Below are 14,241 nucleotides of genomic sequence, written 5' to 3' on the forward strand. Positions count from 1 at the left end.
AGAGAAGGAGACAACGCATGAACAAGGCCATTGCATTGCTGCTTGCCGCTGCGGCCACCGCAGCCGCAGCCCCCGGGTTCGCCCAGTCCGACTACCCCAGCAAGCCCATCAAGCTCATCGCCCCGTATGCGCCGGGCGGCTCGGTCGACGTGCTGGCCCGCACCCTGGCCACGCACCTGTCCACGGAGCTCAAGCAGTCCGTGGTCGTGGAGAACCGGCCGGGCGCCAACACCATGATTGCCGCCTCGGCCGTGGCGCGCTCGCCGGCCGACGGCTACACCCTGCTGCTGGCCAGCAATGCCAGCATGGTCCTCAACCCCTTGCTCTACAAGAAGCTGAGCTACAACCCCGACCGGGAGCTGAAGCTCACCAACATCCTGGCCGAGGCCCCGCTGGTGCTGGTCACCAACAGCCAGACCGGCATCAAAAACGTGGCCGACCTCAAGGCCTACTCCAAGGCCCACGCGGGCAAGCTCAACTACAGCTCGGTCGGCCTGGGCAACCCGCTGCAGCTGACCACCGAGCTGATCAAGTCCCGCCTGGACGTGGCCGCCACCCACATTCCCTTCAACGGCAGCGCGCCGGCCCTCACCGCCCTCATGGCCAACGACACCCAGCTCATGGTGGACGTGGCCGGCACCTCCCTGCCCCACATCAAGGCCGGCAAGCTGGTGGCCATTGCCACCACCGGGCCGGAGCGCTCGCAGTTCCTGCCGCAGACGCCCACCATTGCCGAATCGGGCGTGCCGGGCTTCAGGGCCTCCACCTGGTTCGGCATTGCCGTGCCCGCAGGCACGCCCGCGGACGCGCGCAACACCCTGCAGGCCGCCGTCAACAAGGTCATGCTCAACCCCGAGTTCGCCAGCGCCCTGGGCAACCAGACCCTGGCCGCCAGAAAGCCCCAGACCCAGGCCCAGCTCGACGACTTCCTGGCCGCTGACGGCCAGATGTGGCGCAAGGTGATCGCGGACAACGCGATTGCGCTGGAGAACTGAAGACCGAAAAGGTGATGAACTAAGGGCCTAAGGACCTAAGGGCCGGACACCTCGGCCTGCTCCACGAAGCGCAGCAGGCTGGCCCTGAGGAACTCGGTCATCACCTTGACGGCATGCGAGGGCCGGCGGTCCTCGGCCGTGATGATGTACAGCCGGTCGCCCAGGCCGGACACCGTCCAGTCCGGGCACACGCGCTGCACCGCGCCCGATCGCAGCTCGTCCATCACCATGTAGTTGGGCAAGGTGGCCACGCCGCTTCCCCGGAGCATGGACTGCTTGAGGAAGGGGAAATGCTCGCTGGTGATACAGGGCTCGCACTTGAGCGCAATCTCCTGCTGCCCCTTTTTCACCGAGACGGCATAGGTCTTGCCGTCGCCGGGCGGCGTCAACAGCACGCCGTGGGGAATCTCGGCGGGGTCGTGGAACGGCCGCGCCTTGGCATAGGCGCTGCTGGCATACAGGCCAAAGCCCACCGGCCCCAGATCGCGCGCCACCAGGTGCTCCTGCACGTCGCGCGCCACGCGCACGGCCACATCCACCTGGGCGCTCATGGGATCGCTCACCCGGTTGGAGAACAGCACGCGGATGCGCACCTGCGGGTGCCGCTTCTGGAACGCCAGCAGCATGTCGGCCAGGTACAGCTCGCCCAGGCCCGTGGGAATGCTCAGCCGCACCGAGCCCGTCACCACATGCTGCAGCGCGTCGATGGCGCCCTGCGCCGCCTCCACCTCCTGGATGATGCTGCGCCCATGCTCGTACAGCACCTCGCCCGCCGCCGTCAGCAAAAAGCTGCGCGTCGTGCGGTGCAGCAGGGTCACGCCCAGCGCCGTCTCCAGCGCCTTGAGCTCCTTGCTCACCTTGGAGCGCGTGATGTCGCGCTTGCGCGCCGCAGCGCTGAGGCTGCGCGCGTCCACGATCTCTACGAAATTGCGGATGAGGTTGATGTCCATGGCTTGGGAGCGGCAGGTCAGGCGGGCGGCCTTGTTCGCGGCCTTGTTTGCGGCCTTGTGCGCGGCCGCAGGCAACGCGCCCGGACCGCCACCCCCGGACTATGGCACCGTCACGACGCCTGGCCCCGCCACCCGTGGGCGCCGGGACACAGGGCTTTCCCCGGTGCCATCAGTCCAGGCTGATCTGCGACGAAGAGGCCACCTGCTTCCAGGTCGTCACATCCTTGAGGATCACCGCGCCGAACTGCTCCGGTGTATTGGCCACCACCGTGCCGCCCAGCTCCGCCAGGCGCTGGCGCAGTTGCGGATCGGCCAGGGCCTGCACGCTGGCCTTGTGCAGCTTGTCGCGGATGTCCTTGGGCAGGCCCTTGGGCGCCAGCAGGCCGTTCCAGGCCTGCACGGCGTAGCCGGGCACGCCGGACTCGGCAAAGGTCGGCACATCGGGCAGCTCGCTGCTGCGCTGGGCCGTGGCCACGGCCAGCGGGCGGATCTTTCCGGACTTGATGTGCGGCAGCGAAGCCGGCAGCGGCTCCCACAGCATGGACACCTGGCCGCCGATCAGATCGGTGAAGGCCGGGCCCGCGCCACGGTAGGGCACATGCATGATCTGCACGCCCGCCTTGGCCTTGAACAGCTCCATCGCCAGATGACCCAGACCGCCCGCGCCCGAGGACGCATACGACAGATGGCCCGGCTGCGCCTTGGCCAGCGCGATCAGCTCCTTCAGATTGGCCGCCTTGACCGAGGGATGCACGCTGAGCACGCCCGGCACCGTGATCACCTGGGTGATGGGCGTGAAATCCTTCACCGCGTCATAGGGCAGCTTGGTGTAGACGGCCGGATTCGTGCCGTGCGTGCTGGACGTGGCGCCCAGCAGCGTATAGCCGTCCGGCTTGGCATCGGCCACGAAGCGCGTGCCCAGCGAGCCACCGGCACCGGCCTTGTTCTCCACGATCACCGAGGCGCCCAGCACCTTGCCCAGCTGCTGCGCGAACAGGCGGTTCACCACATCGGCCGTGCCGCCGTGCGGGAACGGCACGATCAGGCGGATGGGCTCGGCCGTGGGCCAGCCCGCATCGGCCGCCAGGGCCGACTGCGCGGGCGCCAGGGCGCCCAGGGCCAGGGCCGCCGTGGTTGCAGACAGGCTGCGGATCATGAAATTGCGGCGTTGCATGAGATTTTTCTCCTCGTTGAAATTCTTCGGGACCAGCACCGGCCAGTCACTGGCAAGTCATCGGCCCAGGCGCTCCAGCCAGGCCAGCACCCGGCCCAGCACCTCGTCGCCATTGGTGTCCAGCATGCAGAAATGCGAATTGCCGGTGATGCCTGCGGCCGGCAGGTCCAGCACCTCGGCACGGCCGCCCAGGCGGCGCAGCAGCTGCCAATACACATCGGTCTGCGCGCGGTACTTCTGCCACTGCGGGCTGTGCGCGAAATGGTCGCCCCACACCGCCAGGTGCGGGATGGCCGATGCAGGCGCGAAGGCATCCGCCCCCTGCTGACCCTGCTGCCCTTCTTGCACCACCGGCATGCCCGTAGGCTCCACGCCCACCACGGCGCGCACCAGGTTCGGCTTGCGGATGGCCGCATGCGCGGCAAAGCCACCGCCCTGGCTGTGGCCCATCACCACGCAAGGGCCGAACTGCTCCAGCAGCGCGTCATAGGCCGCCATGGCCATGGCCTCATGCCCCAGCCAGCGCGGCACCATCTGCCGCACCAGGGCGTCAAAATTCTCATGTGGAAACCGCTGGCCGACGAAGGGCTCGCCCACACCGTCGCCCGAAGGCGCGCCATGGCCTATGCGAAACAGCGTCCATGCCTCCTCGGCACTGCGGAACACGGGCGCCTCGGCATAGATCTCGGGGAACATCGCCCAGCCCGCGCGGCCGCGCTCCACGGCATCGCAGACCACCACGTCGTGGCCGGCCTCCAGCAGCCGCCACAGCCAGCCCTGGCGCCCATCGGGCGTGGACTCCCACTGCGCACCCGTCATGCCGCCGCCATGCCACAGCAGCACCGGCAGGGGGCTGCGCGGACGCGCCAGCCGGTACTCCATGGCGTACATCTGGCCCACGGCGTAGCTGCCATTCATGTCCAGCGGCCGCTCGCCGCCATTGCGCACCACCTCCCTGTGCTGGATCGGCAGATCCCGCACCGTGCGCTGCGCACCGCCAATGAAATGGCTTTGCATCTTCCTGAGGCAAACTTCAGGCATAACAGGGCTTCTCTCGCATGCCGCCATGCTAGGCATGCCCCGCCTTGGTGCTGTGCCGATTGCGGCGGCGCTGTGCCGGATCAGCACAGCCCTGCACCCACCCTACCCATGCACGAACTCAACCTCAAACTGCTGCAGGACCTGCAGGCCCTGGCCGACACCGGCAGCCTCTACAAGGCCGCCGAGCGCCGCCACATCACCCACCCGGCCTTCGGCCGCCGCATCCGCGCGCTGGAGGAATGGGCGGGCACGCCCCTGGTCGAGCGCGGCCACCAGTCCACCACGCTCACGGCCGCCGGCAAGACGCTGCTGGCCTCGGCCCATGAAGTGCTGGGCATCCTGGAGCAGACCCACGGCCTGCTGCAGCGCCCCCACCGCACGCGTGATGAAACCATCACCATCGCGGCCGGCCGCACGCTGTCGCACACCGTCCTGCCGGGCATCATCACCGCCCTCAACCAGGCCATGCCCCAGCTGTGCTGGAAAGTGGTCACCACCAGCCTGGACTACGGCGTGGAAATGCTGCTGCAAGGCAAGGTGGACCTGCTCATGTGCCACGCCCAGCCCGCCATCGAAGGCAGCCTGCAGGGCCACCACCTGGCCTGGCTGCCCGTGGGTCAGGACACGCTGATCCCCGTCAGCATCCCCCTGGTCCCCCAATTGCCCAAGTACGCCCTGCCCGCCCACGGCGGCGGCCCGCTGGTGCCCTACCTGGACTACGCGCAAAGCATGTCCCTGGGCAAGATCCTGCGCAGCCACCTGCACGAGCTGTGCGACACCACGCGCCTGCGCACTGTCTACGAGGCCGACCTCGCCGACTCCCTGCACGCCATGGTCCACCAGGGCCTGGGCCTGGCCTGGCTGCCGCTCACCCTGGTCAAGACCGACCTGACCGATGGCCGCCTGGCCCGCGCGGCCGGGCCCGACAAGGACGTGCCCATCAACGTGCGGCTCTACCGGCGGCCTGCGGCCCAAAGCAAGCCGCTCACGCGCAGGGTGTGGGCGGGGTTGGAGAATCTTTATGGGAGGAGTCAGAAGTCGTGAGGCGGGTGGGTCAGTTTGTGTGACTTGGCGGCTGCGGCCTTGCGTTGTTTAACGTCTGTAAATTTGAGCGCCGCGCGCTCTTCTTGCCCCTGCCGGGCGGTTTCTTTTAGAGGCCGGGTCTCGGCCCGGCAGCCGACTGCCCTTTCTTGATTCGCCAAGAAAGGTCAGATCAAAGAAGGCGACCCGGTACGACTCACACTCATAGGTGACACATCAGTACAAGGACATGGGTAACAGATCCAAGCTTGGCAGCTGGAGCCAACAGCAGCCAAGGAGCGATCACCATGCCCTGGAAGGAGTGCGCACCCATGGACGAGAAACTGCTCTTCATAGCCGACCACCTGCGCGGTGGTGCGCCGCTGAGCGAGCTGTGCAGGCGCTACGGCATCAGCCGCAAGACGGCCTACAAGTGGGTTGAGCGTTACCGCCAACTGGGCATGGATGGATTGCAAGAACGCAGTCGCAGGCCCCACGGGAACAATCAGGCGATCAGCTATGCACAGCGCCGGGCCATCATTGAGCTGCGCACGCAGCAAAGGTCACAGATGGGGCCCAAGAAGCTGCACGCTTTGCTCCTGCAGCGCTGGGGCCCACAGGAGACACCCAGCAAAACCACCATCTACAACGTGCTGAAGGCTGAGGGGCTTGTTTGCAGCAGGCGTGTACGCAGACGCTCGGTGCCTACGGCCCAGCCCTTGCGAACGAGCAAGCAGCCCAATGGGGTGTGGAGTGCAGACTACAAAGGCCAGTTCAAGACAGCCGATGGTCACTGGTGCTATCCATTGACCATCATGGACCACGCCAGCCGTTATTTGCTGGCCGTGCATGTCTACGACAGCCCCAACTACGAGGATGCCAAACGCAGCTTCGAACAGGTGTTTCGGCAATACGGACTGCCCGAGCGCATACGCAGTGACAACGGTCCGCCGTTCGCGACTACTGGCGTGGCGGGCCTGTCACGCCTGGCGATATGGTGGATAAGGCTGGGCATCAGGCCGGAGCGCATCGAGAGGGGCAAGCCACAGCAAAACGGTCGCCACGAGCGGATGCACCGCACGCTCAAGCATGCCCTGGGCAAAGAGCCTGCGGCGGACAAAGCGGCATTGCAGATGCAGCTCGATGCCTTTGTGGAGCACTACAACCAGCAGCGCCCGCATGAGGCCTTGCAGCAAAGCATGCCGGCCCAGCATTACAGCGACTCGACCAGGCCATACCCCTCAAAGCTACCCGAGCTGCAGTACCCGAAGCATTGGGAAAGGGTTCGGGTCAGCCACAACGGCTTGATCTACTGGCGAGCGCTGCGGGTCTACATAGGCTACCTGCTGGCGGGGCAGTGGATCGGGATGCAGGAGGTGGCCGCTGGCCAGTGGGATGTGTATCTGGGGCCGGTGCGACTGGGCTGCTTCAACGAAGAGGATGTGCGAGGACCGCAGAAGGACTATGTGAGCTTGAAGTGTTACCCATGTCTGTGAGCTGAGTTGTTACCCATGTCCTTGACACGTACAACCCGAATGTCCGCGACCCCTTCGCTTCGCTGCGGGGCAACCTGCGTCGTGGCGGCTGCGGGGTTCGCCGTGAAACTCGTTGCGCGCTACGCGCTTCACTCAAACATCACGGCGAGTCAGATGACGAAGCAAGCCTGTCCTTCGGCAGGCTTGCAACCCCGCAACCGCCACGACGCAGGCGCGGACATACGGGACGGGACGGGACGGGTCGCGGCGGGCGCGCCCAGGACTTTCCCCTTGGCCCCGCTGCAGCCTTGAACTAGCATGGCCTGCACCGCCCCGGCCGGGGCGGCTCTCCTTTGGGTATCGATGAGCTTTCCCGTTCAGATTCCGATCCGAGTCCCCTGCCCTCCGGGCGCCTGCATCTGCGAGCACGACGCCCTGCTCGCCGACTCCATGGCCGACCAGCGCATCCTGCGCCTCACCAAGGAAGAGGAAAAACGCCTGCTGCTGCGGCTAGAGCAGATCACCAGCCTGCAGGACCTGCGCCATGTGGAGCAGCGCATGTATGAGCAGCTCGGCATCCGCGTGCACATCGAGCCCGGCGCCAGCGAAGTGCGCACCGTGCGCGGCATACAGATCGAGGTCCTGCCCATGCGCGGGCTGTGCAGCAAGACGCGGCAGGCGATTCCTGCGGCGATTCGGCGGGGGATGGAGAGGACGCCTGAGGTGGCGTTTGAGTTGTTGGATGAGGGGGGGTTGTTTGGGTGAGGTTTAGCGTCTTGGACACACTCGATCACCAATCAATAAATTTCTAAGAAATATATCTACCGCCTGCTCAAATTAATTTTTTACTTCGTTCTTTAGAAGACCAAGTGCTTGGTATTGCTTTTCAATTTCCGCCAAAGAAAGATAGTGGTTGAACCATTTGTTGGGCGCACGAATATACTGCACATAGATGATTGGGTTTCCGGGTTTGCTCCTCGAACTACTGAAGTCTACGGTTGAGACTTCCTGGCAGTATGGCTCCCTGCGTACGATCTCGGCTGCCTTGTATAGATAGTCGGCGTACTGCTTCTGCTCAGGCTTCAGATAATCAAGGTATATCGCACCATCGTTGATGGGAGCAACATTCTGTCTGTACCTCGGTGCTGATTTATATTTGTCTGGCAATTTTTCCGTATGCAAGGAGTACGAAGAAGGCTGACTTATGACTTGCTCATAAACAACATCTCGCCCCGCTAAGGCCTCCATTACAGAGTGCTGTGTGATCTTAGTGCAGCGGAGGCCAAAATAAACCACCTTAACAGCCCTGTAGTCGTGTTCGTGCAAGCCGGGAGGGGTAGTTATGACGCGCACTTCCTCCTCGTATGCCCATGGCTTCGACTTAACGCCGAGCATTTTCGTCAGAACATCAAAATGGGACTCGGATTTTATCAGGTCAGCGGGCAGTATGGCTGGGGCCGTGTTGCTGTACTGAACGTCAAGAAAATGATGAACGTTAGGTTCAAACTCAACTAATTTTTCTAAGTCATACCCAATGCAGAATCCGCGATGAGAGCCGCCGTAGTGCGCCCAAATCAACTCTTGCAGAGGGTTATAGCTGAGCGAAAAAACCCCGCTCTTGTCAACAAATTCAAGAACCTTGCTCGCCGCATCAGAGACTTCGTCAAATGATGCACAAGCCGTAGGCGCGTTCGCTGCCACCCAACCCCGTATCGCATCAAACTGAGCGTCGAGTGGCACACGATCAAAGCGCCCTTCGAACGGATCATTCAACGTATGACGCTCAGCCGCATAGAACGTTGCATTTTGAAGCGATACCAAATCGCGCTCGAGTGTGGTGAAGTCGCCGCTACGGTACTTATAGGCGAGGCGCCTAGTTGGATTATTCACGATGCACAATGTTTTTCATAACAGGTGATTGAAAGGCCGTAGGCCGGAAATCATCCTCTCGATGGATTGTTGATTAATCACGCGACACTAATATTTTTCCTAATGCAGCAAAAACCAAGCTTGTTTTTTAGGATCTTTATAGAAGTAGGCAACATTGAAAGGTGATTTTTTATAATTCCCACGCCCCAGCGATGGCCAGTCTCTAAATCGGCTTATTTCTTCGTCATTGGCAGGTGAGTCAGAGAAATCCAGTAAGACCAACAATGCTAGACCATCATGTTTCATTAATTTCTTCATCTCATTTGAATTGACCGACGAAGAGATTGTAGATTTTGCTTTTCCTTTATTTCGAACCGCCAATTCAACAGCAACATTGTCGATCAGATAATCAACACGCCCCCCTCCACTCAACGATCCAGGGAGAACTACGGAGGCCTCTGGCACAATTGACTCTCCAAAGTAGCCCAAGAGGAATGTTCTGACCAACGGCTGTAACTCACGCTCTGTAAAATCTTTCAATTTAAGACTTTTACAAAATTCTTTGCGATGCATTGAAATGAAGAGTAACTCAAATGCTTTAACCACCTCTTTAACAGTGACTGCCACTAGATAAACCTTTTAAAATATTAACATGATTCCGACTATGCCCATCCATAGACCGAAACTGGAGCCTGCGGTCTAAATTAGATGACGAAAATCTCTTACCGCATATCACTGCGGCGAATGGCATGTATAAGTTTATATTACTAATAATACGTCTGATTTCTGCTGTTGCCGACTCAGAACCGAGAGCTAGCTTGCTACGAATGCTACAAATTAGACTTGACATCATCCTGACTGACCGCTTTAGAGCGCTGATTAGAGTGGCTAACACCACTTCGTCACAGGCCCCCGCAGAGCAGTTATGCTCGCTGCCCTCATGGCACGACGACCTGTAAGCAAAGAACTGTGGCGACAGCTACAACCCCTCATCCCTGCCTTCGTACCTTCCGCCAAAGGCGGTGCGCGCAAGCTCGCAGTCAGCGATGAAGCCGCCCTCAACGGCATCCTGTTTGTGTTGCAAACAGGCATTCCGTGGGAAGACCTTCCCCAATCCCTTGGGTACGGCAGCGGCATGACTTGCTGGCGCCGCCTGCGCGACTGGAACGCTGCTGGTGTCTGGGAGCAGCTGCACCAGGCCATGTTGACTCGCTTGCGTGAACATGACCAGATTGATTGGAGCCGGGCTAGCATTGATGGCTCCTCGGTACCAAGCCCCCGGGGGGCCAGGAAACGGGCCCCAACCCCACGGACAGAGGCAAGCTCGGCTCCAAGCGGCACATCGTCGTAGATGCCAGAGGCATCCCGCTGGTGATCTTGGTCAGCGGCGCGAACCGGCACGACTCCAAGATGTTCGAGAGGTGCGTGGACGCGATTCCTGCGATTGCAGGCTTGGGAGGGCGCCCCCGCAAAAGACCATCGAAGTTGCACGCCGACAAGGGCTATGACTACAAGCGTTGCCGTGCGCACTTGAGACAACGGGGCATCGCCAGCCGCATTGCCAGGCGAGGCGTTGAGAGTAGCGAGCGACTGGGCAAGCATCGCTGGGTGGTGGAGCGGACCCATGGATGGTTTGCAGGCTTTGGCAAGTTGCGAATCCGCTTTGAAAGACGACTGGATATCCACGAAGCGCTGCTAAAACTGGCAGCGGCGATCATCTGTGCACGCTTCGTGGATCGGTGGTGTTAGCCACTCTTAGGAGACTACTCCCCCAACATCTCCCTCACGCACTCCCTCACCTCCCCACTCGCCCTCCCATACCTGAGCAACAACTCCGCCACCTCATCATCCGTATCCGAATGGAAAAACGCCATCGGCACCTTGAGCACTTCCGCCAACTTGCGCACGGTCAGGAGGTCCGGTCTGTGTTTCCCCAGCTCATAGCGATTGACCCGTGGCCAACCACAAACTGGTAGGCACCTGCCTCAAGTCCATCCGGCAGTCCCCATCTTCTTGAACGCCCTGTCAATCAGCTACGCAACTCGTAGTATCTGCGTCAAGAAAAACCGGCACGCATCATCCCTTTCTGAAGGAGATGCCATGTCAGACGCCAATGGAATGCTTCGTGGAGAGTCGAACCCATGAAGCACATCCCCCCATCCCCTCCCCCCGAAAACACCCACGCCCAGAAGCTCGCAACCGCGCTGCATGAAATGGACCGCTTTGTGCAGCAAGGCTGTGCCGAGGTTTCCGCCCTGGCCCAGTTGGCGCTGGCCTGGCTGGAGATCCCCGAGGGCCATCAGCGGCTGGACGTGGTGGCGCAGGCGCTGGTGACCATTCGCAACAGCGCTGAATCGCTGGCGGAATACGCCGGCAGCGAAGCCCGGGTGATGAACTGCGAGTACGAGGACCAGGCGGAGGTGCGCCGCAGCGAGGCGGCCAAGGTGGCTGCCGAAGAGGCCGGGCATGTGTACACCGTGGTGGGGCCTGGGGCAGCGCGGGGCGTCAGGTAGTCCCGGAGGCCATGGGGCTGCGCCCCGTTGCACCCTGCACGGCCGTCTATCCCTTGCGCGTGCGAAACAGCAGCCACAGCAGATACACCCCGCCCAGCAGCCCTGTCACCAGCCCGATGGGCAGATGCAGGCGCACGGGCGCCCACTGGCTGAGCATGTCGGCCGCCAGCAGCAGAACGGCGCCCATGGCTGCCGCCGTGCACAGGGGCACGTCGGGCGACAGCCCCAGGCGCCTGGCCACCTGGGGCGCGGCCAGCGCGATGAAGGCGATGGGCCCCGCCGCTGCCGTGGCGATGGCGGTCAGGGCCACTGCAGCCATCACCATGGTGAGCCGCGTGCGCGGCACGTTGACGCCGAGCTGGGTGGCGGCATCGTCTCCCAGCTCCAGCAGGTTGATGCGGCGGGCGCACCACAGCACGACGGGCACGATGGCGATGAAGCCCAGCGCGGCGGGCACGACATGCGCCCATGTCCGCGCGCTGAGCGAGCCGGCCAGCCAGCGCTGCGCGGCGACGGCCCGGTCCAGGTCCCCCATGACCAGCAAGATGGTATTCAGGCCCGAGAGCGTGGCCCCCACGCCTATGCCCACCAGCACCAGCCGGTAGCCGCCGGCAGCACGCCGCCCTCCGGACAGCGCAAGCACGACCGCCGCCGTGGCCATGCCCGACAGCACGGCGGCCAGCGATGTCCACAGCGGCCCGGCGTCACCCAGCACGATGAGCGCAATCGCCCCGCTGGCCGCGCCGGTGGTGAAACCGATCACGTCCGGCGAGCCCAGCGCGTTGCGGGAGATGGACTGGAAGATGGCGCCCGCCATGCCAAGCGACGCGCCCACGAAGACGGCCGTGAGGACACGCGGCAGCCGCACCCGCTGCACGATGCGCTCTGCTGCGGGGTTGGAGCCCGTGCCCAGCAGGCTGTCGAGCACTTCGGCGGGGCTGAGGGGCAGGGTTCCCGTGCCCAGCAGCAGCACACCCAGCACCAGGGCCAGCACGACCAGCGCCATGCCCACGGCCAGCGGCCTGGGCCGCCAGAGAAACGAACAGGCTCCCCAGCGCACGACGGATGTGTTCACGGAGGTCTTCATAGCCTGCTCAACCGGTATCTGCACGCCACCCAGACAAAGAACGGCCCGCCGATCAGGCAGGCGACGATGCCCGCAGCCACTTCGGCAGGCGCCGCGACGACGCGGCCCAGCACATCGGCACCCAGCAGCAGCACCGCCGCGTAGAGCGCGGACAGCGGCAGTATCCAGCGGTAGTCCGGCCCGCACGAGAGGCGTGCAAGATGCGGCGCCACCAGGCCGACGAAGGCGATGGGCCCCACGGCCGCCGTGGCCGCCCCGGCCAGCAGCATGACCGCAAGGCAGGCCAGTTGCGCGGTGGCGCGCACATTGACACCCAGCGCCAGGCCCACGTCATGCCCCAGCGCCATGGCGTTGAGCTGGCCGACGATGGCCCAGGCCGCCGCCAGCCCCGCCGCCACGGCAGCCGCCAGCACGGCGGCGCTGGCATAGCCGCTGCCCTCCAGGGAACCGGCCGCCCAGTGGCGGAAGCCGTCGAAGACTTCCGGGGGTGCGTTGAGCAGGATGATGCCGGCGCTGGAGGTGAGCATGACCGACAGGCCTGCCCCGGCCAGGACCAGGCGCACCGGGTGCGCGCCCGCGCCCCGGGACTGGCCGAACGCGAAGACGGCAGCGCCCGCCAGCCCCGCGCCGGCAAAGGCGCACCAGACGTACTGGAGCACGGACGTCAGGCCGAAGGCCGTCATGCCGATGAGCACGGCCAGCGCCGCACCCGCGTTGACGCCCAGCAGGCCCGGCTCCGCCAGGGGATTGCGGGTGACGGCCTGCATGAGCGCGCCGGCCACGCCCAGCGCCATGCCGGCCAGGATGGCCACCACGGTGCGGGGCATGCGCAGCAGGCTGACGATCAGGTGCTGGTCATCACGCAGGTTCGGAGCCCGCAGCGCGCCGAGGATGTCGGCCAGCGCAATGTCGCGCGAGCCGACGGTGATGCCGAGCACGGCAATGATGGCCAGCGCCAGCAGCCCGCCTGCAAGGCCCAGCCAACGCCTGCAGTGCAGGGAGGAGCGCGAACAGGAGCGCTGGGCAGGCCGCGCCACCGCGCCTAGGAGCCGTGCACGCATGGCTCAGCGGAAATGGCTTGCCACGGCGTCGACCATCTGCTGCCCCGAGTAGTAGTCGATGCGAAACGAGGTTGGGCCCAGCGGATAGACGCGCCGGCCGGCAACGGCGGGCAGGTTGGCCAGCAGTGGGTCGTCCAGGAAGGCCTGCACATCGCCCTGCGAGGCGCCGAGCAGGAAGACGGAGTCGCCGGTGATGGCGGCCGAGAGATTCTCGCGGGAGATGAATTCGAAGTCCGAGGCGCGTGTGACCTGGGCGGCCAGCGCGGGCGGCAGGCCCTCCACCTTGAAGCCCAGTGCGGCCAGCAGCCGCGCATGGGGGCTGGCGGCGCGTCCTATGGAGTAGCTGCCGGCCAGGTTGTAGGCGACGATGCTGACGGGCCGGACCGGGGGCGTGATGGAGGCGGCGGTCTGCGCCACATGGGCATCGAAGCGGGCAATGGCTGCGGCGGCCTGCTTCGCATGGCCGGTGATGCGGCCCAGCTCGGTGGCGATGTCCTGCCAGGACTGGCTGGAGTAGTCGACCACGACCATGGGCACGCCCTGCGCCTGCAGTTCGGTGCGGTGCTGGGCCACGCTGTCGGCCCCGGTGGCGGAGGCCACCAGCAGGTCGGGGCTGGCGCCGATGGCGGCCTCGATGTCGAATTGCAGGTTGCGGTAGAGCACCTGCACGCCGCGCTTGTCGGCAACCGCGGCCCATTGCGAGAAAAAGCCCTTGTCGTCGGTCATGCGGCTGGGCGTGGTCGCGGCGGTCGCGACGACTGGCGCATCGATGGCCAGCAGGATGCCGGTCACGCTGGGCGAGGTGGAGACGATGCGCCGGGGCAGCGGTGCATGGTCTGCGTGTGCTGCAGCCGGCGCATCCGATGTATGCGGTGCGGCGCCCGCCACGGGAACGGCGGCGCGTGGAAACCATGCGAAACAGGCCAGCACTGCCAGTGCGGCGGCCGCGCCCAGGGCGGCAAGTTGGAGTCTGTTCATCTCGATCCGAAGCGACGGGGCCGGGCGCCAGGGCGGCGTCTTCAGCGTATTCCGTATTGTAGAATTCATTCCACATTG

Annotated in this window: 15 protein-coding genes; 6 read left to right on the plus strand and 9 right to left on the minus strand. The window is 64.1% G+C overall.

What is annotated here, in order from left to right; all coding sequences use genetic code 11:
• The first annotated feature begins 17 nt into the window (after window positions 1-17).
• A complete protein-coding gene (locus tag U6958_RS20325) occupies window positions 18-995 on the plus strand; it encodes a tripartite tricarboxylate transporter substrate binding protein (RefSeq protein ID WP_012205004.1) in 978 nt (325 codons plus the stop codon).
• Window positions 996-1,030: 35 nt separating this feature from the next.
• Here the strand turns inward: U6958_RS20325 and U6958_RS20330 are convergent, their stop codons facing one another.
• From U6958_RS20330 to U6958_RS20340, 3 genes are all read right to left on the minus strand, one after another.
• Window positions 1,031-1,945, minus strand: coding sequence for a LysR family transcriptional regulator (locus tag U6958_RS20330; RefSeq protein ID WP_016448094.1), 915 nt, complete (start codon window positions 1,943-1,945; stop codon window positions 1,031-1,033).
• Window positions 1,946-2,114: 169 nt separating this feature from the next.
• Window positions 2,115-3,119, minus strand: coding sequence for a tripartite tricarboxylate transporter substrate binding protein BugE (locus U6958_RS20335; RefSeq protein ID WP_074923643.1), 1,005 nt, complete (start codon window positions 3,117-3,119; stop codon window positions 2,115-2,117).
• A gap of 57 nt (window positions 3,120-3,176) precedes the next feature.
• Entirely contained in the window at window positions 3,177-4,136 is a 960-nt protein-coding gene (locus tag U6958_RS20340; RefSeq protein WP_074923639.1) for an alpha/beta fold hydrolase, read from the minus strand.
• Between the two features lie 132 nt (window positions 4,137-4,268).
• Here U6958_RS20340 and U6958_RS20345 point away from each other — a divergent pair, with 132 nt between their 5' ends.
• From U6958_RS20345 to U6958_RS20355, 3 genes are all read left to right on the plus strand, one after another.
• Complete coding sequence (locus U6958_RS20345; protein WP_071955294.1) at window positions 4,269-5,204, plus strand: LysR family transcriptional regulator; 936 nt, start codon at window positions 4,269-4,271, stop codon at window positions 5,202-5,204.
• A 284-nt stretch (window positions 5,205-5,488) separates the two neighbouring features.
• Complete coding sequence (locus U6958_RS20350; RefSeq protein ID WP_012202818.1) at window positions 5,489-6,676, plus strand: IS481 family transposase; 1,188 nt, start codon at window positions 5,489-5,491, stop codon at window positions 6,674-6,676.
• A gap of 297 nt (window positions 6,677-6,973) precedes the next feature.
• Entirely contained in the window at window positions 6,974-7,420 is a 447-nt protein-coding gene (locus U6958_RS20355) for a hypothetical protein (protein ID WP_074924433.1), read from the plus strand.
• A 72-nt stretch (window positions 7,421-7,492) separates the two neighbouring features.
• Here the strand turns inward: U6958_RS20355 and U6958_RS20360 are convergent, their stop codons facing one another.
• Both U6958_RS20360 and U6958_RS20365 read right to left on the minus strand, forming a co-directional pair.
• A complete protein-coding gene (locus tag U6958_RS20360) occupies window positions 7,493-8,545 on the minus strand; it encodes a DUF2971 domain-containing protein (RefSeq protein WP_167368437.1) in 1,053 nt (350 codons plus the stop codon).
• Between the two features lie 99 nt (window positions 8,546-8,644).
• Window positions 8,645-9,151 (minus strand): hypothetical protein, encoded by a 507-nt coding sequence (locus tag U6958_RS20365; protein ID WP_143044736.1) that lies wholly within the window; start codon window positions 9,149-9,151, stop codon window positions 8,645-8,647.
• 313 nt (window positions 9,152-9,464) lie between these two features.
• On the opposite strand from U6958_RS20365, the gene U6958_RS20370 reads away from it, so the two are divergent.
• A protein-coding gene (locus U6958_RS20370; protein ID WP_156815040.1) for an IS5 family transposase occupies window positions 9,465-10,273 on the plus strand; the annotation gives its coding sequence in 2 pieces (ribosomal slippage) (window positions 9,465-9,795 and window positions 9,795-10,273; 810 coding nt in all).
• A gap of 14 nt (window positions 10,274-10,287) precedes the next feature.
• Here the strand turns inward: U6958_RS20370 and U6958_RS20375 are convergent.
• A complete protein-coding gene (locus tag U6958_RS20375) occupies window positions 10,288-10,461 on the minus strand; it encodes an XRE family transcriptional regulator (RefSeq protein ID WP_143044702.1) in 174 nt (57 codons plus the stop codon).
• Window positions 10,462-10,665: 204 nt separating this feature from the next.
• On the opposite strand from U6958_RS20375, the gene U6958_RS20380 reads away from it, so the two are divergent.
• The gene (locus tag U6958_RS20380; protein ID WP_046240848.1) at window positions 10,666-11,037 is read left to right on the plus strand and encodes a hypothetical protein; all 372 of its coding nucleotides are present in this window, start codon (window positions 10,666-10,668) and stop codon (window positions 11,035-11,037) included.
• Window positions 11,038-11,083: 46 nt separating this feature from the next.
• Here U6958_RS20380 and U6958_RS20385 read toward each other — a convergent pair whose 3' ends face one another.
• The 3 genes from U6958_RS20385 to fepB are packed head-to-tail and all read right to left on the minus strand — an operon-like array spanning window position 11,084 to window position 14,163.
• A complete protein-coding gene (locus U6958_RS20385) occupies window positions 11,084-12,124 on the minus strand; it encodes an iron chelate uptake ABC transporter family permease subunit (RefSeq protein ID WP_074923964.1) in 1,041 nt (346 codons plus the stop codon).
• Window positions 12,121-13,185, minus strand: a complete 1,065-nt coding sequence (locus tag U6958_RS20390) for an iron ABC transporter permease (protein ID WP_012204990.1) — start codon at window positions 13,183-13,185, stop codon at window positions 12,121-12,123. Before U6958_RS20390 ends, U6958_RS20385 begins: the two co-directional genes overlap by 4 nt.
• Window positions 13,186-13,188: 3 nt before the next feature.
• Window positions 13,189-14,163, minus strand: a complete 975-nt coding sequence (gene fepB, locus U6958_RS20395) for a Fe2+-enterobactin ABC transporter substrate-binding protein (RefSeq protein ID WP_074923962.1) — start codon at window positions 14,161-14,163, stop codon at window positions 13,189-13,191.
• Between the last annotated feature and the right edge of the window lie 78 nt (window positions 14,164-14,241).

This window comes from Delftia lacustris (assembly GCF_040267515.1).
Lineage (GTDB): Bacteria > Pseudomonadota > Gammaproteobacteria > Burkholderiales > Burkholderiaceae_C > Comamonas > Comamonas tsuruhatensis.

Bases quoted from the DNA above. Each gene is read 5' to 3' on its own strand.
- U6958_RS20385 (WP_074923964.1), bottom strand. From the start codon at position 12,124: ATGAAGACCTCCGTGAACACATCCGTCGTGCGCTGGGGAGCCTGTTCG.
- fepB (WP_074923962.1), bottom strand. From the start codon at position 14,163: ATGAACAGACTCCAACTTGCCGCCCTGGGCGCGGCCGCCGCACTGGCA.
- U6958_RS20355 (WP_074924433.1), top strand. From the start codon at position 6,974: ATGGCCTGCACCGCCCCGGCCGGGGCGGCTCTCCTTTGGGTATCGATG.
- U6958_RS20350 (WP_012202818.1), top strand. From the start codon at position 5,489: ATGCCCTGGAAGGAGTGCGCACCCATGGACGAGAAACTGCTCTTCATA.
- U6958_RS20335 (WP_074923643.1), bottom strand. From the start codon at position 3,119: ATGCAACGCCGCAATTTCATGATCCGCAGCCTGTCTGCAACCACGGCG.
- U6958_RS20380 (WP_046240848.1), top strand. From the start codon at position 10,666: ATGAAGCACATCCCCCCATCCCCTCCCCCCGAAAACACCCACGCCCAG.
- U6958_RS20325 (WP_012205004.1), top strand. From the start codon at position 18: ATGAACAAGGCCATTGCATTGCTGCTTGCCGCTGCGGCCACCGCAGCC.
- U6958_RS20390 (WP_012204990.1), bottom strand. From the start codon at position 13,185: ATGCGTGCACGGCTCCTAGGCGCGGTGGCGCGGCCTGCCCAGCGCTCC.
- U6958_RS20345 (WP_071955294.1), top strand. From the start codon at position 4,269: ATGCACGAACTCAACCTCAAACTGCTGCAGGACCTGCAGGCCCTGGCC.
- U6958_RS20330 (WP_016448094.1), bottom strand. From the start codon at position 1,945: ATGGACATCAACCTCATCCGCAATTTCGTAGAGATCGTGGACGCGCGC.
- U6958_RS20340 (WP_074923639.1), bottom strand. From the start codon at position 4,136: ATGCAAAGCCATTTCATTGGCGGTGCGCAGCGCACGGTGCGGGATCTG.